The sequence below is a fragment of the Methylophaga sp. UBA3192 genome, from assembly GCA_002363955.1.
Lineage (GTDB): Bacteria > Pseudomonadota > Gammaproteobacteria > Nitrosococcales > Methylophagaceae > Methylophaga.
This window is the reverse complement of record DEXE01000006.1, coordinates 342,443-366,032: the sequence shown is the minus strand read 5'-3', so window position 1 is coordinate 366,032 and position 23,590 is coordinate 342,443. Positions and strand designations below refer to the sequence as shown.

At 46.9% G+C, this 23,590-nt stretch carries 19 protein-coding genes; 6 read left to right on the top strand and 13 right to left on the bottom strand.

All coding sequences use genetic code 11. From position 1 onward, the window contains the following. Positions 1-102: 102 nt before the first annotated feature. From B2337_RS08845 to B2337_RS08830, 4 genes are read right to left on the bottom strand one after another with little or no spacing between them, the layout of a single operon-like run. Positions 103-1,800 (bottom strand): amino acid ABC transporter ATP-binding/permease protein, encoded by a 1,698-nt coding sequence (locus tag B2337_RS08845; RefSeq protein ID WP_292413347.1) that lies wholly within the window; start codon positions 1,798-1,800, stop codon positions 103-105. Continuing rightward, a complete protein-coding gene (gene cydD, locus B2337_RS08840; protein ID WP_292413345.1) occupies positions 1,790-3,493 on the bottom strand; it encodes a thiol reductant ABC exporter subunit CydD in 1,704 nt (567 codons plus the stop codon). Before cydD ends, B2337_RS08845 begins: the two co-directional genes overlap by 11 nt. A gap of 3 nt (positions 3,494-3,496) precedes the next feature. Continuing rightward, the gene (gene cydB / locus B2337_RS08835) at positions 3,497-4,495 is read right to left on the bottom strand and encodes a cytochrome d ubiquinol oxidase subunit II (protein WP_292413344.1); all 999 of its coding nucleotides are present in this window, start codon (positions 4,493-4,495) and stop codon (positions 3,497-3,499) included. Next, a complete protein-coding gene (locus B2337_RS08830; RefSeq protein WP_292359622.1) occupies positions 4,495-5,892 on the bottom strand; it encodes a cytochrome ubiquinol oxidase subunit I in 1,398 nt (465 codons plus the stop codon). The genes cydB and B2337_RS08830 overlap by 1 nt, the downstream gene beginning before the upstream one ends. Before the next feature lie 348 nt (positions 5,893-6,240). On the opposite strand from B2337_RS08830, the gene B2337_RS08825 reads away from it, so the two are divergent. The 5 genes from B2337_RS08825 to B2337_RS08805 all read left to right on the top strand — a co-directional run bounded on the left by B2337_RS08825 (position 6,241) and on the right by B2337_RS08805 (position 12,737). Further along, positions 6,241-6,765 carry a hypothetical protein gene (locus B2337_RS08825; RefSeq protein WP_292359624.1) on the top strand — a complete coding sequence of 175 codons (525 nt, stop codon included), beginning with the start codon at positions 6,241-6,243 and terminating at the stop codon, positions 6,763-6,765. Between the two features lie 326 nt (positions 6,766-7,091). Continuing rightward, positions 7,092-9,959 carry a ribonucleoside-diphosphate reductase subunit alpha gene (locus B2337_RS08820; RefSeq protein ID WP_292359625.1) on the top strand — a complete coding sequence of 956 codons (2,868 nt, stop codon included), beginning with the start codon at positions 7,092-7,094 and terminating at the stop codon, positions 9,957-9,959. Continuing rightward, positions 9,959-11,110: a ribonucleotide-diphosphate reductase subunit beta gene (locus B2337_RS08815; protein WP_292413342.1), complete on the top strand. Its 1,152-nt coding sequence runs from the start codon at positions 9,959-9,961 to the stop codon at positions 11,108-11,110. Before B2337_RS08820 ends, B2337_RS08815 begins: the two co-directional genes overlap by 1 nt. A gap of 50 nt (positions 11,111-11,160) precedes the next feature. After that, positions 11,161-12,405 carry a hypothetical protein gene (locus B2337_RS08810; protein WP_292413340.1) on the top strand — a complete coding sequence of 415 codons (1,245 nt, stop codon included), beginning with the start codon at positions 11,161-11,163 and terminating at the stop codon, positions 12,403-12,405. 113 nt (positions 12,406-12,518) lie between these two features. After that, positions 12,519-12,737 (top strand): hypothetical protein, encoded by a 219-nt coding sequence (locus B2337_RS08805; protein ID WP_292413338.1) that lies wholly within the window; start codon positions 12,519-12,521, stop codon positions 12,735-12,737. 321 nt (positions 12,738-13,058) lie between these two features. Here B2337_RS08805 and B2337_RS08800 read toward each other — a convergent pair whose 3' ends face one another. Further along, the gene (locus tag B2337_RS08800; RefSeq protein WP_292413337.1) at positions 13,059-13,760 is read right to left on the bottom strand and encodes a hypothetical protein; all 702 of its coding nucleotides are present in this window, start codon (positions 13,758-13,760) and stop codon (positions 13,059-13,061) included. 170 nt (positions 13,761-13,930) lie between these two features. On the opposite strand from B2337_RS08800, the gene B2337_RS08795 reads away from it, so the two are divergent. After that, positions 13,931-14,509, top strand: a complete 579-nt coding sequence (locus B2337_RS08795) for an REP-associated tyrosine transposase (RefSeq protein WP_292413335.1) — start codon at positions 13,931-13,933, stop codon at positions 14,507-14,509. Here the strand turns inward: B2337_RS08795 and B2337_RS08790 are convergent. From B2337_RS08790 to B2337_RS08755, 8 genes are all read right to left on the bottom strand, one after another. Continuing rightward, positions 14,478-15,854 (bottom strand): alginate export family protein, encoded by a 1,377-nt coding sequence (locus tag B2337_RS08790; protein WP_292413333.1) that lies wholly within the window; start codon positions 15,852-15,854, stop codon positions 14,478-14,480. The genes B2337_RS08795 and B2337_RS08790 overlap by 32 nt on opposite strands. Positions 15,855-15,874: 20 nt before the next feature. Next, on the bottom strand, positions 15,875-16,573 hold the full coding sequence (locus B2337_RS08785) for a pirin family protein (RefSeq protein ID WP_292413330.1): 699 nt from the start codon (positions 16,571-16,573) through the stop codon (positions 15,875-15,877). Positions 16,574-16,646: 73 nt separating this feature from the next. Then, entirely contained in the window at positions 16,647-17,642 is a 996-nt protein-coding gene (locus B2337_RS08780; RefSeq protein WP_292413329.1) for a catalase family peroxidase, read from the bottom strand. Between the two features lie 153 nt (positions 17,643-17,795). Further along, the gene (locus B2337_RS08775; protein WP_292413327.1) at positions 17,796-19,439 is read right to left on the bottom strand and encodes an MFS transporter; all 1,644 of its coding nucleotides are present in this window, start codon (positions 19,437-19,439) and stop codon (positions 17,796-17,798) included. 10 nt (positions 19,440-19,449) lie between these two features. After that, positions 19,450-21,447 (bottom strand): amidohydrolase, encoded by a 1,998-nt coding sequence (locus B2337_RS08770; RefSeq protein ID WP_292413324.1) that lies wholly within the window; start codon positions 21,445-21,447, stop codon positions 19,450-19,452. An 82-nt stretch (positions 21,448-21,529) separates the two neighbouring features. Continuing rightward, complete coding sequence (locus tag B2337_RS08765) at positions 21,530-22,213, bottom strand: hydrolase (protein WP_292413322.1); 684 nt, start codon at positions 22,211-22,213, stop codon at positions 21,530-21,532. Between the two features lie 71 nt (positions 22,214-22,284). Next, complete coding sequence (locus tag B2337_RS08760; RefSeq protein WP_292413320.1) at positions 22,285-22,686, bottom strand: RidA family protein; 402 nt, start codon at positions 22,684-22,686, stop codon at positions 22,285-22,287. Then, positions 22,686-23,585, bottom strand: a complete 900-nt coding sequence (locus tag B2337_RS08755) for a pirin family protein (protein ID WP_292413318.1) — start codon at positions 23,583-23,585, stop codon at positions 22,686-22,688. The genes B2337_RS08760 and B2337_RS08755 overlap by 1 nt, the downstream gene beginning before the upstream one ends. Positions 23,586-23,590 lie beyond the last annotated feature (5 nt).

The window sequence follows — 23,590 nt, the reverse complement described above, 5'->3', positions numbered from 1 at the left end:
ACGAAAAATAGTAATTCAAGAATAAAGATACAGGCAACGCTCATGCCGAACCGTATGGGAAAAATGTGCGCTACTTCAAATAAATTTCAGACTTTTTAACCATTAGTTTTGATCTAGTTTGATTTCAAAAATCTGCTGATTATCTACATTGGGGTAAAAGTCTGGCCGTTCATGCATCAGCATGATAAGCATTTTATCCTGCCACTGCGGATACAAACGCTGCCAGATGCGTTGTGCCATTTCTGTATCAATGCCATTAAAAGGCTCATCCAGCAAGATCAGTTTTGATTCTTTTAATAACAGTCTTGCCAGACAGACCCTTCTGGCCTGACCACCGGATAATTGGCTGCCGGTATCACCCAGCCAGCTGTGTAACCCGGCTGGTAGCTGTTTGGCCCACTCATCCAGCTCAACTAAAGTCAGTGCCTGCCAAAGCTGTTGCTCATCGACTTCATAAAGCCCTAAGGTCAAATTGCTATATAACGTCGCGGCGATGATGCTGTTTTGCTGCGTCAGATAGCCAATCTGCTTATGCCAGGCTTGTGTTTGATCTGTACGCAGTGGAATGCCATTTATCAACAACTGATAAGGCGTTATAAATGAATCCGGTATTTCCAGCCCAGTCAGCATATTAGCTAATGTGGATTTTCCGCTTCCTGATCGTCCCGTTATCAGCAGACATTGTGTGTCGGTTAATTCAAAGGCGATAGCCGTATCAATACTGCTGATAACTTTGGGATGATCGGCCAGCATAACGGATAACCGTTCAAGCTCCGGCAAAGCCTTTTCCTGCATCTGCTGACGCTGGGCCAGGGGTTGCAAACGCTCAGCCGCATAGCGCGTTTTGCCCCATTGGCCTAATTGTCCCGGCAGGTTTTGCAGTAACTCGCCTAAACCAAACACAGCCAAAACCAACATAACGGCAACCGGTCCACTGAAAATAGCATTCTGGTATGCACACATTGCTGCCAGCGCCACACCTATCACCAACAACCCATGGCAGATACTGACCATGAACTGTGCATTGGCAATCTGTTGATTCAGTTTTAATTGTGCCCTGCCAATCTCAGCAAGCGACTGCACCAGTCGCGTTTGATGTGCAGCATTTAAATGGGCTGCCTGTAATTCCAGCTGTCCCTGTAAATGTTCAATGGTCCGCAAACGGGCATGATTGATCTGCTCAGCATAAAAACGGCTGATTTGAGCGGTTTTACGGGTTAACAGACTGAAATAGACAATACCCAAAAACAATGTGACCGCGGCAAATGACAAGCCGAGGGTTATCCAGAAAAAGCTCATAAACAAGGCGAGCAACAACACACTGCCTATTACTGTTATGGGGGGTAATAACAGACGTAATACCAGACTGTCCAGATTATCCAGATCAGCGGTTAACCGGCTCAGCCATTCGCTGTCCTGCGTATCGCGCAGTTGTTGAACCGGTAAATCGAGTAATCCGTCAAACAACGTGCTTCTGAAACCGGCAATGACCCGCAGCACCATATCGTGGTTATGCAGCCGCTCAAAATAGCGTCCTACCGTGCGACTTAATGCAAAAAACCGAATCCCCCCGCCCGGCCGGTAAATATCCAGCAATGTGGCACTTCCAGCGGTAATCGCCAAACCGGTTATGGCCGTGGCCGTAATCAGCCAGCCAGACAAGGCTAACAGGCCCATTGCCGAAACCGCTGTTACTAATGCCAGCAGCCACCCGATTACGAATCTTTTCTGCTGATTTTCCAGCACTTTTTTGAGCCAGAACGGTATACCTGAATCGCTGCGCTTTGTGTTAAACAGCATGTTTAACCGCCTTTCGAGACTCAAAGCAAAGCGGCTGATCAGCAAGTGCCAGCACATCGGTATCATGACTCGAAATGACTAAAATACAGCGGGGTTTTAATGCGGCAAGTGCCGCCAGAACATAGTGACGACTTTCCCTGTCCAGACTGGCTGTCGGTTCATCCAGTAATATCATCGGAGCGGGTGAAAGCAACACTCGCGCCAGCGCAAGACGTTGTAGCTGCCCACCGGAAAGCCCTTCACCATGCTCATTAAGTTGATTGTTCAAGCCATTGTTTCTATTTGATATTAAGGTTTCAAGCCCAAGTGCTGTCAGTACATTATGCATCTCTTCAGCTGTCGCTTGTGGTGCCAGCACTGACAGGTTTTCGGCCCAGCTTCCATTGATGACCCAGGGCTTTTGCGGCAGGTAGCGAATGGCTACTTTGCCCATCATCTGGCCATTCAATTGCAGCTCACCGGAGACGGGTGGCAGATAACCAGCCAGCGTATGCAATAATGTGGTTTTGCCGCAACCTGAAGGCCCGCTAACCACCAGACACTGCCCTGTGGTTAATTCAACATTCATCGGGCCTTGTATCGCATTCCCCTCGGTATAACCTATGCTCAGTTTTGTTAGAACTAACCGTGATAACGCGTGCTCTGCTGAATCCGTCTGTGAAACCTTACCGGTCGTTTCCACCTTATTTTTGTGATGTAAAGACGTCGCAATATGACTTGCGGCAGCCAGAGCCGCAGCACGGTCGTGATAAAACTGCGACAGGTTTCGAAGAGGCTGAAAAAACTCGGGGGCCAGTAACAGAATAAATAATCCACTGAACAAGGTGATATCTGCCGCCGGTCCCCAGCTGATTGAACCGAACAAGGCAAAACCGATATAGATAGCAATACTGGCAATGGCGACGCTGGTAAAAAACTCCAACACCGCGGACGATAAAAACGCCAGTTTCAGCGTTTTCATCACCACCTGACGATAATCCTGACTTTGTGTTTCGACTGCTTTACGTTCAGCCGTATCTGCAGCAAATAGTTTTAACGTCGTGAGGTTTTTAACACGATCCAAGAAATGCCCAGCCAGACGCTGGCGTTGTTTAAAAAACGTTTGATTAATACCTTCTGCGCCCAGCCCGACCAACACCATAAATAACGGAATCAATGGCGCTGCCAAAACCAGAAACAAGGCGGCCAGCCAGTTGTAATAAAACACGACGATAACGATCAGAACAGGTGTCAGAACAGCCAGCAACTGCTGCGGCCAGAATCGGGCGAAATAACCATCCATCGCTTCGACATCTTCAATCAATTGGCTGGCAGCCGCGCCGGGAGAATGTTGACTATGCTGCAATGCACTGGTTTGCCGCCAAGCGTAAAGAATCTGCTCTCGCAAATCCTCCCGCGCAGTCATACTGGCCCATTGACTGTAATGCTCCTGCACTCTGACAAAAAATGCGCGTAAAAGCAGACTCAGCAGCATCAAAGCAATCAGCATGAACTGTTCTGTAAGTGGTTGCAGCTCAATGATTAATGCATAAGTCAGTTTTGCCAGAGCAAACCACTGAACAATCATCGCGATCGTTGCCAACACCCCCACAAAAACAGCTAAAAGTAATCGGCTTCGCTGTTTCTGTGAGAGGTCTTTTAACAGTAAACGACCAGTTTTGGCTCTCGCTTTACTTATCGAGTCATCAGGCATTAGCTAGTGATAACCACCTTTCACTTTGCCGCGGAAGACCCAATAAGACCAGGCGATATAGCCCAGGACAAACGGAATGACAAACAGGAAGCCCAGCAACAGGAACAGTTGCGATTCATAGGCCGAAGCGGCATCCCATAATGTGTAATCCGGTGGAACCAGATAGGGCCATTTACTGGCCAGTAATCCCAGATAGGTGAACAGAAACAATCCCATGGTGGCCACAAACGGCAAGCCTTCCTGCTGTTTTTTCACTGAGCTATAAATGAGATACGCACTGTAAAGGGCCAAAAGCGGTAAGAACCAAATGAGAGAGAAACCATGGAACCAGCGCTCCATCACACCCGCATCAACAAATGGCGTATAGATGCTGACAATGGCAAACACTAACAACACCAACACCAGCAGGCGAAGTGTCACACGATAGGCCCACTGCTGCAGTTCGCCTTCGGTTTTCATGATTAACCAGGTACTACCCAACAAGGCATAGCCAGCTACCAGTCCCAGACCGGTAATAATGGTGAAAGGTGTCAACCAATCGAATGCGCCACCGACATAGACAAAGTTACTGGTTTCAAAGCCCTGAACATACGCACCCACAACAGCGCCCTGAGCAAACGCGGCGACAAAAGAGCCTCCGGCAAACGCCCAGTCCCAGATGTATCGGGTGGTATTTGCCTTAAAGCGAAATTCAAATGCCACGCCGCGAAAAATCAAACCGGCCAGCATCAGAAACACACCTATATATAAAGCAGGCAGAAAGACCGAATACACCAACGGGAAAGCTCCTAACAACCCTGCACCGCCCATCACCAGCCAGGTTTCATTACCATCCCAGACCGGTGCAACCGAGTTCATCATAATGTCTCTTGAATGATCATCCGGCGCAAAGGGATACAAAATACCCTGCCCCAGATCAAAACCATCCATCAACACATACATCATCACCGAAAAGCCAATAATACCGGCCCAGATAATCACTAAATCAAATGGCTGTTCCATTACAGACCTCCGTCTAAACTGGCATTGGCGGCTGATATTGGCCGTTGGGCTTTTTCCTTATCGTCATCCAGCTGATCGGCATTGGCAGTTTCCAGGCCACCCCGGAAGACACTCATCAGATAAAACACTCCGGCACTGAATACCATGGCATACACAGCGACATAACCAATCAAGGTAAATAACGCCATACCGCCTGTTAACGAAGGTGTTAACCCCTGCGCATGCGTCATCTGTTCATAGATTAACCAGGGTGCCCTACCGGTTTCGGTGACAATCCATCCTGCTAACACCGCGATAAACGGTGACAGACTCATCACTCTTAACCCGTTCAGGAAAGGTTTACTCTCAAGATAGCGATCACGTTTGCGTAGCCAGAGTCCTGCCAGCCCAAACAGCACCATCAGCATGCCCATTGCCACCATCACCCGGAAGGCCCAGAACACAATAAATACCGGCGGCTGCTCTTCAGGTGCCACTTCATTTAATCCCGGCACTTCACCATCCCATTCATGTGTCAGGATAAAACTCGCCAGTTTAGGAATTTTGATTTCAAAATGATTCTGCTGGTTTTCCTGATCCGGCAAGGCAAATAGCAACAACGGCACACCGGTTCCTGTCTCCCAGTTACCTTCCATCGCCGCCACTTTCATTGGTTGATGTTTAAGGGTATTCAGGCCATGAAAATCGCCAACCAACACTTGTGCAGGCGCCAGAATCAGAATCAACCACAATGAAATGGAAAGTGCCTTTTTATTGGCCTCCATTTCCCGTTTTTGCATGATAAACCAGGCCGTCACCCCCGCGACCACGAATGAGGCTGTCAAAAAGGATGCCAGTGCCATGTGCAGGAAGCGATAACCAAATGACGGATTGAAAATCGCATCCCGCCAGGAAACGACGTAATACAGTCCATCGCGCAATACCAAACCATCTGGTGTATGCATTAACGAGTTGGCGGCCAATATCCAGAAAGAGGAAATAAACGTGCCTAACGCCACCATGATTGCAGCAAATAAATGCACACCTTGCGGGACTTTATCGCGGCCAAATAGCAGCACACCAAGAAAAGCCGCTTCTAAAAAGAAGGCGGTGATAACTTCATAACTGAGTACCGGCCCCAGAAAGTTGGCCGTCGCGTAAGAAAAATTACTCCAGTTGGTACCGAACTGGAATGACATGACAATCCCCGACACCACCCCCATGCCGAACACCACAGCAAATACCTGAATCCAGAACTTCGAAAGTCGCTGCCAGAGCGGGTTGCCGGTCTTTAATGACAAGGCTTCCAATACGGCGATAAAACTTGCCAGACCAATCGTAAAGACCGGGAAAATGGCGTGAAAACATACCACGAACGCAAACTGAATTCGTGACAGTAAAAGCGGATCGAGTTCCATGGTGACTCCAATTTGGTCAGTACTATTTACAGGCCCAACATCACTGGGGGGTTAACATACATTAATTGCCCAGCTTTCAGACTATAAATAGCACAAGAAGTGCTTAGTAAAAATGATAGGGATCAATTTTTTTTCAGTTTTACAAATTCACTGCAATTCAACATAGGTTAAACCCCATCGTTGATGAATTGTTTAAGCTATAAGCTGTCATGTTTATATAAGATGTCGTTATGAACAGCATCTGTCGTTATCCCCATTGTGAAACTTTATTAATTCAGATAACAGCGTTAACCTGAATTTAATTCACCGAATGAATAAACGTTTTTATGTGTATCAGGAGGAACGAATATGGAAGTAGAAATTCAAGATGAAAAACACACTGGTCGTGTTGCAGCTATCTATGGTGATGAAGTTTCCGCCAATGCCGCCAGGCAAAAACTCATTAATAATGGCCTTTCACCCGCCGTAATCAGTATTGTTAAACCGGATGACAGCGCCATTAGCCGAAAAATCGAACCTGAAAGCCATGGCATAGCCAAAACCATCGTTAAATCCCATGGCTGGCTTGGATTGATAGGTATGATTGTCGGTATTGTCATCGCAACATTTTTAGTGTCCAGCGGTCCTGAAATGACTCAGTCCAGCCCCATGTTCACGTATCTTGTGTTTATCTTTTTCGGGTTGGTTTTTGGCATGATGTTGGCGGGCGCGATTTCAATTCGTCCTGATCACGATCCCTTAATCACCAAAACCGTTGAAGCCAGTCATGAACAAAACTGGACGGTGGTTGTACAAACCGATGAGCATGATGAAATTGATCTAATCAAAAAACTGCTTGAAGATTCGGCTATTTCAATGAGTGAAACATTCTGAGCATTTTGACGATTTGATATCCCGGCGAGTCGATCTTTTCCGGCTCGTTGGGAAGAATGACCACAAGATATTCACCGGCACCCATTCAAACAAAAAAATATTTTTTTCTTCACCATATTGGGGCAAATTCGGTGATCGCGCATGGCGGCTCAGTTACCGCCTGATCGCTCTGAAGTTATCCACATCTAATGCACAATTTATGTGCAACTTATCCCCTTGCTAAGACTTCAAAAACACATTATCTTGTGGTTCAATCATGTTGCGACCACAATTTGTTGTGGTTTGCCGTTTTTAAAGTCTTACCACACAAAGCAGGGAAAATCACTATGGCGAGCGAAGCAGAAAACTACATCCAACCCTCCTCCGAATCCGGTTACAAGGTTATCCGTCGTAACGGCAAGGTTACTGAGTTCAACAGCAGCAAAATTGCTGTTGCTTTGACCAAAGCTTTCCTGGCCGTTGAAGGCGAAGCCGCAAAAGACAGCCGACGTATTCACGAAACGGTTGCCGAACTCACCCGACAAGTCAGCGATAATCTGCTGCGTCGTCTGGATGAAGGTGGCACCGTACATATCGAGGATATTCAGGATCAGGTTGAACTCGCTCTGATGCGTGCCGGTGAATACAAAGTTGCCCGCTCGTATGTGGTTTACCGTGAACAGCAATCGCAAAAGCGTGCGGAAGAAGAACGCAAACACCCGCAACCTGCCAATGAAAGCACATTGCACGTCACGTTGAATGACGGCACTCGCCAGCCGTTAGATATCGACCGCCTGCGTAACCTGATTGATGAAGCCTGTACGGGTCTTGCTCAGGTTGATAATGCCGCCATTCTGCGTGATACCCAACGCAATATTTTCGACGGTGTTTCTGAAAAAGACGTCGAAAAAGCACTGGTCATGTCAGCCCGTACCTTTATCGAAAAAGATCCTGCCTACAGCACCCTGGCTGCTCGCCTGCTGATGGACAGTATCCGCCGTGAAGCATTGAGTTTTGTCTACAAAGCCCCTCGTCAGGCATCGCAAAGCGAAATGGCCGAACAATATAAAGACTACTTCAAAACCTACGTCCACACGGCGATTGAAAACGAACTGATTGACTCAGAACTCGGCTTATATGATCTGGAGCGTATGGGCGCAGCACTCAAACCGGAAAATGATTTCAGCTTCACTTACCTTGGTCTGCAAACCCTGTATGACCGTTATTTCATTCACTGCGATGGCACCCGTTTTGAATTACCACAAGCCTTTTATATGCGTGTGGCAATGGGTCTGGCGATTAATGAAATCGATCGTGAAGCCCGCGCCATTGAGTTCTATAACCTGCTGTCGTCTTTCGACTTTATGAGCTCAACGCCGACCCTGTTTAACTCAGGCACATTGCGTCCACAATTATCGTCTTGCTATCTGACCACCGTACCGGATGACCTGAGCGGCATTTATAACGCCATGCGTGATAACGCCCTGCTGTCCAAATATGCTGGCGGTCTGGGTAATGACTGGACCCGTGTTCGTGGTCTGGGTGCCCATATCAAAGGCACCAACGGTAAATCACAAGGTGTTGTGCCGTTCCTGAAAGTCGCTAACGACACGGCTGTTGCGGTCAATCAGGGTGGTAAACGTAAAGGCGCGGTCTGTGCGTATCTGGAAACATGGCATATCGATGTGGAAGAATTCCTCGATATGCGTAAAAACACCGGTGATGATCGTCGTCGTACCCACGATATGAACACCGCTAACTGGATCCCCGACCTGTTCATGAAACGTGTGGCCGAAGAAGGTCAATGGACGTTGTTCTCACCAGAAGAAGTGCCGGATCTGCATGATCTGACCGGTCTGGCGTTTGAAAAAGCCTACAACGAATACGAAGAGAAAGCGGCACGCGGTGAAATCCGTAACTTCAAACAAATGCCGGCTACTGACCTGTGGCGCAAAATGCTCGGCATGCTGTTTGAAACCGGCCATCCCTGGATTACATTCAAAGATCCTTGTAACCTGCGCAGCCCGCAACAACATGTTGGTGTGGTTCACAGCTCAAACCTGTGTACTGAAATTACCCTGAACACCTCTGATCAGGAAATCGCGGTGTGTAACCTCGGTTCGATCAACATGGTTCAGCACATCGACGAAAACGGCAAACTGGATAAAGAAAAACTCAACCGCACCGTGAAAACCGCCATGCGTATGCTGGATAACGTTATTGAGTACAACTATTACAGTGTGCCGCAAGCGCGTCATTCCAACCTGCTGCACCGCCCTGTTGGTCTGGGCATCATGGGCTTCCAGGATGCATTGTATAAACTGCGTATTCCTTACAGCACCGAAGAAGCAGTGAAATTCGCGGATGAGTCAATGGAAGCCGTCAGCTACTACGCGATTGATGCATCTTCTGATTTGGCGGCAGAACGTGGCAAATACAAATCTTACGAAGGCAGCTTGTGGAGTAAAGGCATTCTGCCAATAGATTCCATCAAGATCCTCAAAGAAGCCCGTGGCGAGTATCTGCAACAAGACGAAAGCAAAACCATGGACTGGGATGCACTGCGTGACAAAGTCAAACGTCAAGGCATGCGTAACTCCAACACCATGGCGATTGCACCGACAGCCACGATTTCAAACATCTGCGGTGTCAGCCAGTCGATTGAACCGACTTACCAGAACCTGTTCGTGAAATCGAACCTGTCCGGCGAGTTCACAGTCATCAACCCGTACATGGTTGAAGATTTGAAAGCACGTGGCCTGTGGGATGATGTCATGATCAATGACCTCAAATACTACGATGGCAGCCTGCTGGCGATTGACCGTGTACCGGCTGAACTGAAAGCGCTGTACACCACCGCCTTTGAAATGGATGCACGCTGGTTGATTGAAGCGGCATCACGCCGTCAGAAATGGCTGGATCAGGCACAAAGTCTGAACCTGTACATGGCAGAACCATCCGGTAAGAAAATGGACAATCTCTACAAACTGGCGTGGGTACGTGGCCTCAAAACCACTTATTACCTGCGTTCAATGGGCGCAACCGGTGCCGAGAAAACCAGCACCGCACCCACCACAGCAACAACAGCAAAACCGTCTGCACCACCCGTGTTAAAGCCGGTTGCCAAACAAGAAGATGACTTTATTTCAGGCGAAGGTATCGACGCACCGAAAGCCTGTTCTATCTTGGAACCAGACTGCGAGGCTTGCCAATAATGTTTAACTGGGACGATCCACTTGCCGAAAAACCGGCAACCGACAAAGTCGACAATGAACTGCTTCCGCCTATGCAACAAGCGGCCAATGAACTCGACACACCTGAGCCAACCACGGCCAGTGTCAGTGAATTGCCGCCATCAAACGCAAAAGCCGTTAATGCTGACGACAAACGTGTGGTGAATGGACAAGCTGATATCAATCAGCTTGCGCCATTCAAATATCCGTGGGCATGGAATTACTTTTTAAATGCCAACAAAAACCACTGGACGCCACTCGATATCAACATGGCACAGGACGTTCATGACTACCGTCATAAACTGACACTGGAAGAGCGCCATGTTTATGAAAACGTGCTGTCCTACCTGACCACCTCCGATATTCTCGCCATGCGTAATATCGGTCTGGCGGTGATGGAAAAAATGACCGCACCGGAACTGCAGATTTATCAGGCCCGTCAGGTCTATGAAGAAGCATTGCATACCTGGACTTACCAGCACTGCATCGAGACTATTGGTCTGGATCAAAGTGAAATCTACAACCGCTACCGCGTGGTGCCGGAGATTTATCAAAAGATCAAACTGGCCAATGAACGTCTGGATACCGTGATGCGTAGCGATATTGATTTGCGTGATAAAGACGAACTGGAAAACTTCGTCATGTCATACGCGTTCTTCGCCGGCATTTTCGAAGGCAGCTGGTTTTATAACGGCTTCTCACCGATCTTTGCATTGCAACGTCGTGGCTTGATGAAAGGCACCGGCGAACAGCTGCAATACATCATGCGTGATGAAGTTATGCACGCCTCGTTCGGTATTCGGGTTTGCAAACAAATCATCAAAGAAGAAAACGTCAAACTGGATCCGAAGAAAATCCAGGAGATGTTTGAAGAAGCTGATGCGGCTGAAGCAACCTATGGTGGCTACATCCTGCGTGACCCGATCTTAGGTTATTCAAAAGAAGCCCACCACGGCCAATTCCGCTACACCGCTAACCGTCGTGCTAAACAACTCGGCTTTGAAGAACCCTTCCCCGGCGCCGAAGCCACCCTGCCTTGGCTGGATGAACAAGCCAATATGCGGAAGGAGAAAAACTTCTTCGAAACCAAGGTCACCGAGTATCAAACCGGTGGCGGTTTGAAATGGGATTGATTGATTTAAAAAAAGCCGACTTTATGTCGGCTTTTTAAAAGGACAATGTCATGAGCAAATGGATTGAACAATTGAAAAACCACCCAGCAGTAGACTCTTGGGTGAAACTTCAAACGTCTTTGCATAGTAAAGATTTAGAAAAGAGAGTAGATGAACAATCCGTAGAAGATATTGCAAGAATTCAAAAGGTTATCAGTTATCTAAATAACATATTTAATAATTTTGACCCTGAATTAACAACGTCAATCACATTAACAAATATAAACAAGAATGCCACAGCATGCCTTAGTGAAATTAATTCATTTATTGGTAACGGAAATATTGGACATTTAACTAATGCTAATAATTATGTAGATAGTCTTTTAGCTGTATTTGAAAGTACTCATGCGTCAAATTTTTCAATCACAAAAAAGAGTATTAGAGAGTCAATTAGTGCCTATTCTGATGCTTTAAATGCAAGTTTAGATAACTATACTCAAAAAACGCAAAAAAACATTACGGAATTTTCCGATAGCTTTAAAGAGTTAAATAAAAGACTTCATGAACAGGAAGCTCTGCTTGCGTCTATAAAATCTGATGCAGAAACAGTTAAACAAACGATCCAGATTCAAACATCTGAATTTAACACCCAATTTCAAAGCAGTGAAAAGGAAAGAAAAGAGAAAAACGAGCGAATACTCGAGCGGCTTAATGACGATGTAGATGAAACTATAAAAATTCTTGAGTCAAAAATGGATGAAAACTTTAAAGATTTATCTATTAAGTCCTCAAAAATTATCGAAGTTCTTGTCAAACTACAAGACGATGCCGAAAAAGTATATGGCGTTACATTAAATACTTTACAGGGCGGTGCATATTCGTCATATGCAAATGAAGAAAGAAAATTAGCCAACAAGTATCGTAGATATGCATCACTTCTTATGATTACTGGTGTAGCCTTTTTGGTTGTTCCAGAGTTATTTTCATTATTTAAACCTGAAGACTATACTTTCGAATGGTTGAAGGTCCTTGGACGAGTACCATTAGCATTAGTCGTGTTTGTACCAGCTTTCTATTTCGCTCGAGAATCTGGTAAGCATCGTAACACTGAAGTAATCAATAGACGTCGGCAACATATTCTCACGACATTGGATCCATATCTTGCTCTTATGAATCCGGATAGTGCACAAGAACTTAAAAGCCATGTTGCAAAAACAGTTTTTTCTGAATCAGTCTCGTCAACCAACGAGTCTGATAAAGACACCGGTAATATAATTTCCCTACTGACAAACTTTGCTAAACAGATAAAACATTAGCCTCTAGCCAGATGGGGTTGAAGAATGAAATCCAACATGCAAAGTTACCAAAACATTTCAGTTTATTACTTTAATTCATAACTTAACTTTCTAAGTAACTAAGAGGAAAAGATATGGAGCCCTCAGATGAAGGAAAAGCATATTTCTTAGAATACGGTGAAAAGTACGAAAACCCTTATCCGAGAGGAATATATGAACATAATGAGTTTGAAAGAGGTTGGTCACAAGCATTAAAAGCTAGACCTGATCTATTAAAAAAACACAGTAGTACAACAAAATTTAATAGAAATGGAACATCCGCTGAAGATTACAAAAATGCTCGAAAAAAATGATCGGTAGGTTGGGTTAAAGAATGAAACCCAACATTTTATAAATGAAATAACAGCCGTGCTTCGTTGGGTTTCGCAAGCTCTACCCAACCTACTGATGTTGTTTTATTCAAGAGCCCGAGAAAAATCAAGGGGTCCGCAAGGTAGGTTGGGCTGAGGCACGAAGCCCAACAATCCAAATTATAAAAATTCTTTCACATTTCAAGGTGGTTCCATAAAACTAGCCTATCCGTTGGGCTTCATAAATTCAGCCCAACCTACCAAATCTATCTTTTTTTAGATCTGACGAAATCACGCGTTAAGTCCGCATGGAAAAGAAAATTCTTAATCGTTTTTTTGCTTTCTAATAAGATAACTATCTAATAAAGGCCACACTTCCAACTCATCATTAAAAATAGCAATTCGATCTTGATTAGCTGATATAAGAATGCCTTTTGCAAGGATTTTATTGTCACTGCTGGTATCAATTAAATAAGAACATTGGGCGATTTTTTCTTCACTATTACAGCCGGATTCTGCATATATTTGTATTTGCTTTTCAGCATCTTCTTTCCCTCTTTCATATGGAAAGGCTGTTAATAATCCCACGAAACAAAGAATGACAAACGGATAATAAAACCACGATGTAAGCTCTTTAAACATACTACCTAGTTCACACCAATGCCATTGGGTTATACCCCAAATTTTTCTACCTTGATTTTCTTTGCTCAGTTCTTCAAATAGCCAATCTTTGCCACTTTCTTTTGCGTATCGTGCAGAAAAAAAAGCAATCAGCCCAACAATGACTAATAAAACAAAAAAGCCAAGCCAGAATGGTAATTTAGTAAGTAACCATGCAATAGCCAAAACACCGACATACCAGCTCTCAACCAGTACATCACTCATATCTTTATTTATCAGTTCGTAACTCAAACCAAACGTAAAGATATGACCAATATGGTAACTAAAGCCTGATAACAATATACATGGCACTGTAATAGCCACCACAGAAGCAGCCATTTTTAATAATCGTTCATACTTTTCCATAGATACATCCTTGTTTATCTTATAAATTAGCCCGTAGGTTGGGCTGAGGCACGAAGCCCAACATTTTCAAATATGACATAAAACCTCATCATAAACTAAAATTACAAATCGCTTGTTGGGCTTCATAAATTCAGCCCAACCTACATTTATTTTCACAAGGATTGTGATGAATGCGTTATCGTCGTACTGAGGTGGCTGGCGCCACTTATTTCTTTACGGTTAATTTGCTGAACCGAAAACAAACCCTGCTGACGGATCATATTGATACGCTTCGCGCCTGCATCAAAACGGTGAAAAAACGTCATCCTTTTCACATAGATGCCATGGTCATCTTGCCCGATCATTTACATGCGATCTGGACTTTACCACCCGGTGATGCTGATTTTGCCAAACGCTGGATGTTAGTCAAAACAGCTTTTTCTCGATCATTACCCAAACACGAAATCATCAATCAAAGTCGAAAATTGAAACGAGAACGCGGTATCTGGCAACGCCGTTATTGGGAGCATTTAATCCGTGATGATTTGGACTATCAAAGACATGTTGATTACATTCATTACAATCCGGTGAAACATGGTTATGTGGATAAAGTAGTTGACTGGCCTCATTCCAGCATTCACCAGTTTATTAAGAAAGGCATCATTTCAAGTGATTGGGGAGTTGGTGAAACGACTCTATCAGCTTCCCCCCCCTTATACATCCGAATTTTGAAACTCGTCAGAATCGAAATCGCGCGGTCAACTCGATGAAGTCGACAGGTTTGCTTTCTCCGGTTTCGCGTATAAAAGAACCTGGTTCTAGGTGAGTGTATATGGCAGTAAAATCCAGGTGCGTTGTAGCGGCCCAGGCCATTTCGATCGAAAGCCCTGTGGCGACGTATCGGGCATCGCTGTCACCGGGCACTCGTATGATTTGTCCTGAAGGACTATAGACGCCGTCATTCTTTTCGAGGCGCCAATAAAAGTTAACATCTGTATTGAGGGACAATTTATCTGTTATCTGAAGTTGCAGATGTGGATTTATATTAAAAAAATTGCGTGGTCCTAAAACAGCCGCCTGACTGAAGTAATTACCGCGAGGAAACAGCGGGTTGAAGGTCTGAAGCATCGAATCTTCTGGATCCTTATCACCGCTTGCGATGTTTGCTCTGAGCCCAAAACGCGGTTGCAGGGACGCGTTTGAAAAAGTGAACCCAGTGTCACTGGCAAGCGTCCAGGCTGAGATTTTATTATCACCGAATGAACCGAACTGATATACGGCTTCCCAATTCCAATCCCAACCCTTCGCAGCCCCCCACAATCTTATGCCTACGGTGTGCCGTGTTTCTTTGTTAACACCCTGCACGAAACTGCCTATATCATCACGAAAGTCGAGATAGTAAAAATCGACGTTACCCTGAGGCAAAAAGCTGGGCTGTCCAACAGCATAAATTCCCCACATACTTTCATCGTGATTGGTTTTATCGTCGAATATCCCTTCCCTGTCACGCCTGGGACGAACTGCCACGGCGGTTAACTCCCAATCAGCGAGGTTCAATAGCCCTCTAAAGCCGTCGAACGTTCTACGGACATTCGTACCTTCACGGACGTCGACCAGACGGCCGGACCCAAACTCAATTTCCTGACGGCCGGCACGAATTGTCAGGTCAGTACTGTCGTTTAAGTCAAACGAAAAGTCGGCAAAGGCGTTTTGAAGGTCGAGCTTGTTTTCATCCACTGGACTTGGTCCCTCAGCTCGGCCTTCGGACAGCGCGCTCGTCAATTCGCCGAATAGACGAAGGTGTCGGCCGAGTTGCATATCAGCATGAAGATTGATGCGCTGAAGCCAGACGCCGTCTTCGTCTTGCGGAGCATCACCGAATACTGGATTGCTCGTATATTCATAGCGTTCGCGAAGAGATCCGCCAAGGCTAAGGTAACTCTCCCTGCTACTCGTTAACGGGATATGCTTCAGCCTGTCGTACAGATTTGATCGTATGGCAGAGGCGTTTTGATAATCATGGCTTTCATCAAAACGAAATTTTTCAAAGGTGGGTCGTGAGTATTCATTGGCGGACGCCTGCAACGAAATGAATATAAACACTACCGCTGCCATGATCGTCCGCAACATGATCATTAGACAAGTTCAAACAGAAGCACTTCTGCTTGATGATCGGTTTCGAGGTAGATTTGAGGCTCGTCTGTAATAGCGGCGCCATCCCCTTCGCGAAGCTCTTGACCATTTAGTCGCAGGTTCCCTCTGGCAACATGCAGCCAAGCTCGATGTCCATTAGTTATCTCATGGATAAGAGAGTCGTTTTGAGTAAACTGCCCTGCATAAAGCCGTACATCTTGATGGATCGTCACAGCACCTTGTGCGCCCGAACGATCACCAATTAGTCGTAATTGACCTTGTCGCTCCCCGGGCGGGAAGTGTTTCTGCTCGTAACTGGGCGCGATACCTTGCGTCTCTGGAATGATCCATAACTGGAGAAAATGCACGGGTTCGCTTTTCGAGGCATTGAACTCACTATGGGTTATCCCGGTGCCCGCAGACATGCGTTGGACATCACCAGGAACGATAACGGAGCCGTTGCCAAGGCTGTCGTTGTGCTCAAGCGCGCCTTCTAACACATAGGTAATAATTTCCATGTCACGATGACTGTGCTGGCCAAAGCCACCCCCAGGTGCGACACGGTCGTCATTAATGACCCTTAGAGCGCCGAACCCCATATTGTTCGAGTCATGAAAGCCGCCAAATGAAAATGTGTGATGGCTGTCGAGCCAGCTAATTTTCGTATGCCCACGACGTTCACGGTCTCTGATGACAATCATTCAATCTTTTCCTTTTAAATTCAATCATGACGCCCTGTTAATATTAAGGGTGTCAAACCCTACTTCAGGAAAATTATTCAGGATTTAATCTTCTGCCAAAACTGATGGCATAACTTACCGGGCGAGCTAAAAGAATGGGATCATTGGTGGGGCTTATACCTTCAGGAAGAGCTAAAGGATTAAACATATTGGCTTTTGCATAACTTTCACCGTCCGTCATGATTTCAGTAAGTGTCAATGTTCCGAGCTGAACAATTTTTCGCTCTGGTGGCCAAACTACAGTGGGATCAGTAATTGAATCGCCCTCTTCAGCTACCTGCAATGCGATATTAAATTTAGCCTCACCCGCATCACTTAATCTCACTGGCAACTCATCCAATAGATAATTATTGGCGGCATTTTCTCTCTCTTCTACTGAGAGATATTCAGTGCCATTCACCGGCGTAATGAGATAACGTCCATATACCGTTTTGCCCTGTTCATTTTCAAACTCAAAGGCATTAATGCCATGGAATTTTTCTGTGGCATAACTGATTGGAGCTGGTTTGGCTAATTGCACATAGCTTAACGTCTCAGGGTGTTGCTCCAGAAAAGCTTCTATGGGTGTCGGTTTCGTTTGTGCATTGGCAGAATCTTTAATCGCTGTTAATAATCCAAGAAAATCTTCCGGTGTCTTGACCGGGAATCGTTCTACCGAAATCACCACAATATCGGTGTATTCCTCCTCCGGGAGCATAAACCTTATCGCCATACCTTTTGGAAAGCCATCCGGGCTTGAATCGGCAATATCGGGCACTCCACTGGCATTCGAAAATCGAACCAATACGTCTGTTTTAGGCAAATTAAAATGAGGTGCATAAGTGATATCAGAGGCTGCTTTTGAGGCTTCAAAATAACCTGTTGCCATTAGCCCTTTTGCATGATTTGAACGAATGCCAGCATGGGGCCCGCCGGCAAGGTCGGAAAGTGTATTAACCAACCTTTCAGTGACCGGCAGTTCCTCAGCGCTAAGTGAATAAGAGGACATAACGACCATTAACAAACTGATATTAAGAATCATTTTTTTCATGACATATCCCTTTAAATAATTAATCAAAAAATTTCTGCCATTTGGCACGTCTCTGTACCAACTTTAAAATCATTTTTAATTCTAATCTTCTCCTCTTGTTGTCGCTTCCCTTCCGATGCGATCTTGAGGAAGAGTAATAGACCTAGGGTAATGTCATCCAATGTGGCCTTTTTGAACTGGCACTTTTACCAACGCAACATTGGGCCCGGGTGCGAGGAAATGCCTCACGACCGGCGAACTATCACCGACATGCAAGGCAAGAACTTTTTCTTGAATGACACGGTCAGATTCGCTCACATGTTCATGGTGACGCAAATGGGCAAGCCAGGACTCTTCAGTGAAATACTCCAGATATCGGCCTGGCTCAGCGACATCCTCAAATAAGCCCCAAGAGTAAGCGCCATTGCGGCGGCGCTCAGTTTTGAATTCGTCCATTATGGAAATGAAAGCGGCAGTTGATTTGAGTTCTATTTGATATTCGACAGTTACCAGAACCGGGCCGCGATCGAGTTCGATCTCACCTGAAACAATGGGCTCTGGCCAGTGTGATGAGGGCGATAAATCTAAAACTTCGTCCAGTTGTAACTTGGCAGGCCAGGACAAAATCGCGCCGACAATGGCACCAGTAGCAGCGATTAGCAATGTCATTGATATACCTAGCATTGACGCCACTTGGCCCCATAAAATACTACCGAGTGTCATCGCACCAAAGAAAACCGTGATAAAAATCGACAATCCCCGGGCGCGCACCCAGTCAGGCAGTGCCACTTGTGCCGCGACGTTAAGACTCGACAGTACAGCGATCCATGAGGCCCCCGCGACCAGGCTTGCAAGCGTCGCTGCTTGTGGATGCTTGATGAGCGCGAAAACAATGAGAACCAATGCGGTACCGACGGTACCGGCAGCTACCAGAGAATCGGCACCTAGACGGCCCTTGAGCTTCGGCAAAATCAGTGCACCGACGACGGCACCAAGCCCGACTGCTCCCAGCATAATCCCATAAAGTTCAGGCCCGCCCTCAAGCTCCTGTCGAGCAATAAGCGGCAGTAATGACCAGTAGGCACTGGCAAAAATGAAGAATGCAACGGCCCGAATGAGTGTGGAACGTAATGGGCCACTAAATCTCGCGTAACGAAGACCTGCAACCATGGCACTCCAAAATCGTTCCGCTGGAAGATGACTTTGCTTTCTGGGTGGAGGCCGCCACCAAAGAAGTGCAGCAATGACGACAACAAAACTCAGAGCGTTTAACAAATATGGCCAGGCGATTCCCACGCTTACAATGATAAGCCCGGCGAGTGCAGGCCCGATGGCACGGCTGATATTGATACCTACGCTATTTAGCGTCACAGCGGGTTGCAGCGTGTCGCGGGGAACAAGCTGCGGAACGATGGCCTGCCAGGCCGGGGCGACAAAAGCAGCTCCAGCTCCTGAAATGAACGTAAAGGCGAGCAGCGTCCACGCACTTATTTGCCCAAATAAAACTAACAGGCCAAGTGAAAGTGTGGAGATTGCCAGGATTGCCATCACCACGATCAGTAATCGGCGACGGTCGACCAGATCCGCAATTGCGCCAGCAGGCAGCGCAAATAAAAACACGGGCAAGGTCGTGGCAGCCTGAACTAGCGCGACCATTAAGGGTGATGGAGACAGCGACGTCATCAACCAGCCAGAAGCAACATCATGCATCCAGGTTCCGACATTTGAAATAACGGTGGCTGTCCAAAGGACCACAAATGAAATATGGGCGAACGGTGCCCAGGATGAAGCCTGACTCTTTGGTTTCATGTTTTCCATCGTCATTTATTCATATCGCGAAGCATGAGCAGCCGAGCACGCCCCAGAAGGCGCGCTTATCCTCAGCCGGAATCGGCTGATTCCATGCAATCTGATGATCGTGACCATGTAAACCGCATGCTGATTCACAACCATCATGACAGGCACGAGCATACTGTGAAGTGCCTGCTGCAAATCTCATTGCCGGAGTGGGTTCAGTGTTTACAGGGCTCCATCCCGGGGAAGCTGGTGGTAAGGGAGGAGCAAGATCCTTGTATTCATCATCGCCATGAACAATCCGTCCACCGGTCACGGTGAGAACGGCGTTAATACGGCGAATATCTTCCGGTGGAACAGTCATAAAGTCAGCTGAAAGCACGGCCAGATCGGCGTACATGCCCTTCGCAAGCGTGCCTTTGACATCTGCCTCTCCTGAAAACCAGGCCGAGCCATTAGTCCAAATTCTGAGCGCGTCTTCTCGGCTTAACACATTTTTCTCGTCATAGAGAGAAAGGCCACCCAGTGTCTTGCCCGTGGTTAGCCAATATAGCGCTACCCAGGGATCGTAAGAAGCGACACGCGTCGCATCGGTGCCACCGCCGACGGGTAAATCCATTGCCAGCATTTTCGCTATTGGAGGTGTGCTCTTAGCAGCCTCTTTACCATAACGCTCAACAAAATATTCTCCTTGAAAGGCCATACGATGTTGAGTGGCAATGCCGCCGCCCAGCGCTTTAATACGTTCAAGGTTGTGTTCGCTAACTGTCTCAGCGTGGTCGATAATAAAGCGTGTCTGGAAGGGAGTTTTGCCGTTGACTCGCTCAAAGACACTAAGGAAACGGTCGATTGACTCGTCATAGGTGGCGTGAATACGAAACGGCCACTTATTGGTTGCCAGCAATTCTACGATAGGCTCAAGTTCGCTCTCCATATGAGGCGCCAGATCTGGGCGCGGCTCCAGAAAGTTTTCGAAATCAGCCGCCGACCAGGTGAGGTTTTCCCCGGCGCCGTTCATACGCAACATTGCAGAACCAGCGCCCGGCGCAGTCATCGCGACCCAGCGTTCATAGTCAGACAACTCATCATCCACATTTTGAGCAAATAGATTGTAGGCGATTCGTACTGTGAGTTGATCTTCGTCGTGCAGCCGCTGAATAACGTCATAATCTTGTGGGTAGTTCTGCCCTCCGCCGCCCGCATCAATGACGCTGGTTATGCCAAGGCGGTTCATCTCGCGCATGTAGTGACGCGTTGAATTGATCTGATCCTCGATGGGAAGTTTCGGGCCTTGTGAAAGTGTGGAATACAAAATAAGCGCTGAGGGTTTCGCAATCAGCATACCGGTGGGCTCACCTTTCGCATCCTTCTGGATCAAGCCGCCCGGTGGATTTGGTGTATGTTTGGTAATTCCTACCGCTTTCAGGGCGGCGCGGTTCAGCAGTGCACGTGAATATAGATGGAGAACAAAAACCGGGGTCTCAGGCGCCGCTGCGTTGATTTCATCAAGTGTCGGCATTCGCTTTTCAGCGAACTGAAATTCCGACCAGCCTCCTACTACTCGCACCCATTGTGGTGCGGGTGTCCTGTCAGCTTGATTCTTCAGCATGCGAAGTGCGTCCGATAGCGAGGGCACGCCCTCCCAGCGTAATTCCATGTTGTAATTCAGCCCGCCACGAATAAGATGTGTGTGACTGTCATTCAAGCCCGGAATCACCCGCTTTCCTGCAAGGTCGATAACTTGAGTTTTATCGGTTGCCAGGCGCATTATTTCCTTAGTCAAACCTGTTGCAACAACTAATCCCCTGCCGATAGCAATTGCTTCAACTTCCGGGTTTGTTCGATCGAGGGTTGTAATGCGTCCATTCATTAAAATCATATCAATCATTTTGCCCTCCTCCTGTTGTTGAGCTCCTACCCATCGCGGTCCGAGCAGGGCAAAAAGCCCTGCTGTTGACGCGCCTTTAAGCACTTTCCGCCGAGCGGGAGAATCAATCAGGGGGTTCTGTTTTGGTTTTGAATCATCAGACATAGATCCCTCTCCTAGAAGTTTCTAAGTTGTGTTGAGCAGGCGTTTTCCCTATGCAAAGTACTTACGCCTCCTCGATTGTTATTTATTGAGCTGGTACAGGATCGAGTAGCGGACCATGTTTCACACGTTCATCAGCCTTGTGAACCATGGTGTAGGCATAGTCAACACCCATGCCATAAGCACCAGAGTGCTCTTTCACCAGTTCCATCACAGCATCATAAGTATCGCGATGAGCCCAGTCGCGCTGCCATTCAAGCAATACTTGTTGCCATGTAACAGGCACCACACCTGCCTGAATCATTCGCTGCATCGAATAATCATGGGCGTCTTTTGACGTACCCCCAGACGCATCTGCCACCATATAAATTTCATATCCAGCATCGTGCATCGCAGATAAAGCAAAGGTGTTGTTACAGACTTCGGTCCACAGACCGGAAACAACTACTTTGTTACGTCCATTCTTCTTCAGAGCGTCACGTACTTTCTGGTCATCCCAGGAGTTCATTGATGTCCGTTCCAATATCGGAGAATCTGGGAACACCGACAGCAGCTCCGGGTAGGTGTGGCCGGAAAAGGACTCCGTTTCCACAGTAGTAATGATGGTAGGGATATTGAAAATCTTCGCCGCTTTGGCCAGACCGACGGTGTTATTTTTCAAAGTCTGACGGTCAATGCTCTGAACGCCAAACGCCATTTGTGGTTGTTGGTCGATAAAGATTAATTGGCAGTTTTGCGGGGTTAATACTTCAAGTTTTGGGTTACTCATGTTGATTTCCTTTAGGTTTACCAATGTTCAGGATCATTGATTTCATAATTTTCAAATTCTCATGCTTGTGGTCAGTGAATAATCGCAGTTACACGAATTTCGAAGCGCATTGTCGGCAAACCCAATGCCTCAACACCCAGCTGTGTCCAGATCGGTGCGTGGGAAGGCATGTACTGTCGGTAAAGTTTGACAATGGTTTCGTTGACTACTGGAGGAAATCCGCCGACATGGTAGGTGTTGACGTGAATAACATGCTGCCAGGTCGCACCTGCTGCCGCCAAGACCAACTCAATGTTGCGAAAAGCGGCGGCAATTTCTTCTTCGATAGCTTTGGGGATTTGCAAGTCATCATTCCAGCCACCCTGACCGGATGTCTCTACCCGATTCCCGATCTTGACTGCGGTTGAGAAATGCAGGGTTTGGCGGAAAGTCTCACCAAACCCCGGTGTGACGATAAATTCAGGCTTTTCCATCACACAAACCTTTCCGGTGACATAGGTGGGGCTGGCTCTTCAGGCAGTGGGATGAACTCTGCATCATCGGCATCCGGCAGTTTCATCTTGCCCGCCTTCCAGTCTGCTGCAGCCTGTGCGAGTCGATCTTTCGATGAGGAAACAAAGTTCCAATAAATGAATCTCTCACCGATGGGCTCACCACCAAGAACCATCACATTTGAATGTTCTAATGCTAGTAAACGTGATGCTGCCGAGCCGAGCACTAACATCCTGCCGCTCTCGTAGCGCATTCCACCCAACTCCACCGCACCGGTCGCTATGTAAAGCGCACGCTCGCTGTAACCGTCTGGAATCTCAGCAGTCGATCCCGGTGACATGTCGAGATGTGCATAGAATAACGGCGAATGTGTTTCAGCACTGGCAGTCAAACCATAGGCGCTACCGGCAATAAGTTGCCCGACCACACCTTTATCATTCCATTGCGGTAAATCGCTTCCTGCATGGTGAGAGAAGGACGGAGCACTCTCCTCGTGTTCAACTGGCAGTGCGACCCATGCTTGTATTCCATGCAGGTGATCGCCATGTGCCCGAGCGTGTTCGAACCGCTCGCTATGTGTAATGCCTCGTCCCGCAGTCATCCAATTAACTTCCTGAGGGCGGATTGTCTGTTCGTAGCCAAGACTGTCGCGATGCATTACCTCGCCTGAAAACAGGTAAGTTACGGTTGAAAGGCCAATATGTGGATGAGGACGAACATCGATGCTCCGATCCATACCTGGCATGATATCGAGGGGCCCCATATGGTCAAAAAAGATAAAGGGGCCAACCATACGATGCTTTGCAAACGGCAGGACGCGGCCAACTTCCAAGCCGCCACCAAGAGCGCGACGTCGTTGTTCAATGACAATTTCAATCATATGAT

Excerpts from the sequence above, each read along its gene's own strand:
- B2337_RS08785 (WP_292413330.1), bottom strand. The coding sequence starts at position 16,573 with ATGATTGTCATCAGAGACCGTGAACGTCGTGGGCATACGAAAATTAGC.
- B2337_RS08830 (WP_292359622.1), bottom strand. The coding sequence starts at position 5,892 with ATGGAACTCGATCCGCTTTTACTGTCACGAATTCAGTTTGCGTTCGTG.
- B2337_RS08825 (WP_292359624.1), top strand. The coding sequence starts at position 6,241 with ATGGAAGTAGAAATTCAAGATGAAAAACACACTGGTCGTGTTGCAGCT.
- B2337_RS08810 (WP_292413340.1), top strand. The coding sequence starts at position 11,161 with ATGAGCAAATGGATTGAACAATTGAAAAACCACCCAGCAGTAGACTCT.
- B2337_RS08790 (WP_292413333.1), bottom strand. The coding sequence starts at position 15,854 with ATGGCAGCGGTAGTGTTTATATTCATTTCGTTGCAGGCGTCCGCCAAT.
- B2337_RS08770 (WP_292413324.1), bottom strand. The coding sequence starts at position 21,447 with ATGTCTGATGATTCAAAACCAAAACAGAACCCCCTGATTGATTCTCCC.
- B2337_RS08795 (WP_292413335.1), top strand. The coding sequence starts at position 13,931 with ATGCGTTATCGTCGTACTGAGGTGGCTGGCGCCACTTATTTCTTTACG.
- B2337_RS08775 (WP_292413327.1), bottom strand. The coding sequence starts at position 19,439 with ATGGAAAACATGAAACCAAAGAGTCAGGCTTCATCCTGGGCACCGTTC.
- B2337_RS08780 (WP_292413329.1), bottom strand. The coding sequence starts at position 17,642 with ATGAAAAAAATGATTCTTAATATCAGTTTGTTAATGGTCGTTATGTCC.
- B2337_RS08800 (WP_292413337.1), bottom strand. The coding sequence starts at position 13,760 with ATGGAAAAGTATGAACGATTATTAAAAATGGCTGCTTCTGTGGTGGCT.
- B2337_RS08815 (WP_292413342.1), top strand. The coding sequence starts at position 9,959 with ATGTTTAACTGGGACGATCCACTTGCCGAAAAACCGGCAACCGACAAA.
- B2337_RS08755 (WP_292413318.1), bottom strand. The coding sequence starts at position 23,585 with ATGATTGAAATTGTCATTGAACAACGACGTCGCGCTCTTGGTGGCGGC.
- B2337_RS08845 (WP_292413347.1), bottom strand. The coding sequence starts at position 1,800 with ATGCTGTTTAACACAAAGCGCAGCGATTCAGGTATACCGTTCTGGCTC.
- cydB (WP_292413344.1), bottom strand. The coding sequence starts at position 4,495 with ATGGAACAGCCATTTGATTTAGTGATTATCTGGGCCGGTATTATTGGC.
- B2337_RS08760 (WP_292413320.1), bottom strand. The coding sequence starts at position 22,686 with ATGGAAAAGCCTGAATTTATCGTCACACCGGGGTTTGGTGAGACTTTC.
- B2337_RS08820 (WP_292359625.1), top strand. The coding sequence starts at position 7,092 with ATGGCGAGCGAAGCAGAAAACTACATCCAACCCTCCTCCGAATCCGGT.
- B2337_RS08765 (WP_292413322.1), bottom strand. The coding sequence starts at position 22,213 with ATGAGTAACCCAAAACTTGAAGTATTAACCCCGCAAAACTGCCAATTA.
- B2337_RS08805 (WP_292413338.1), top strand. The coding sequence starts at position 12,519 with ATGGAGCCCTCAGATGAAGGAAAAGCATATTTCTTAGAATACGGTGAA.
- cydD (WP_292413345.1), bottom strand. The coding sequence starts at position 3,493 with ATGCCTGATGACTCGATAAGTAAAGCGAGAGCCAAAACTGGTCGTTTA.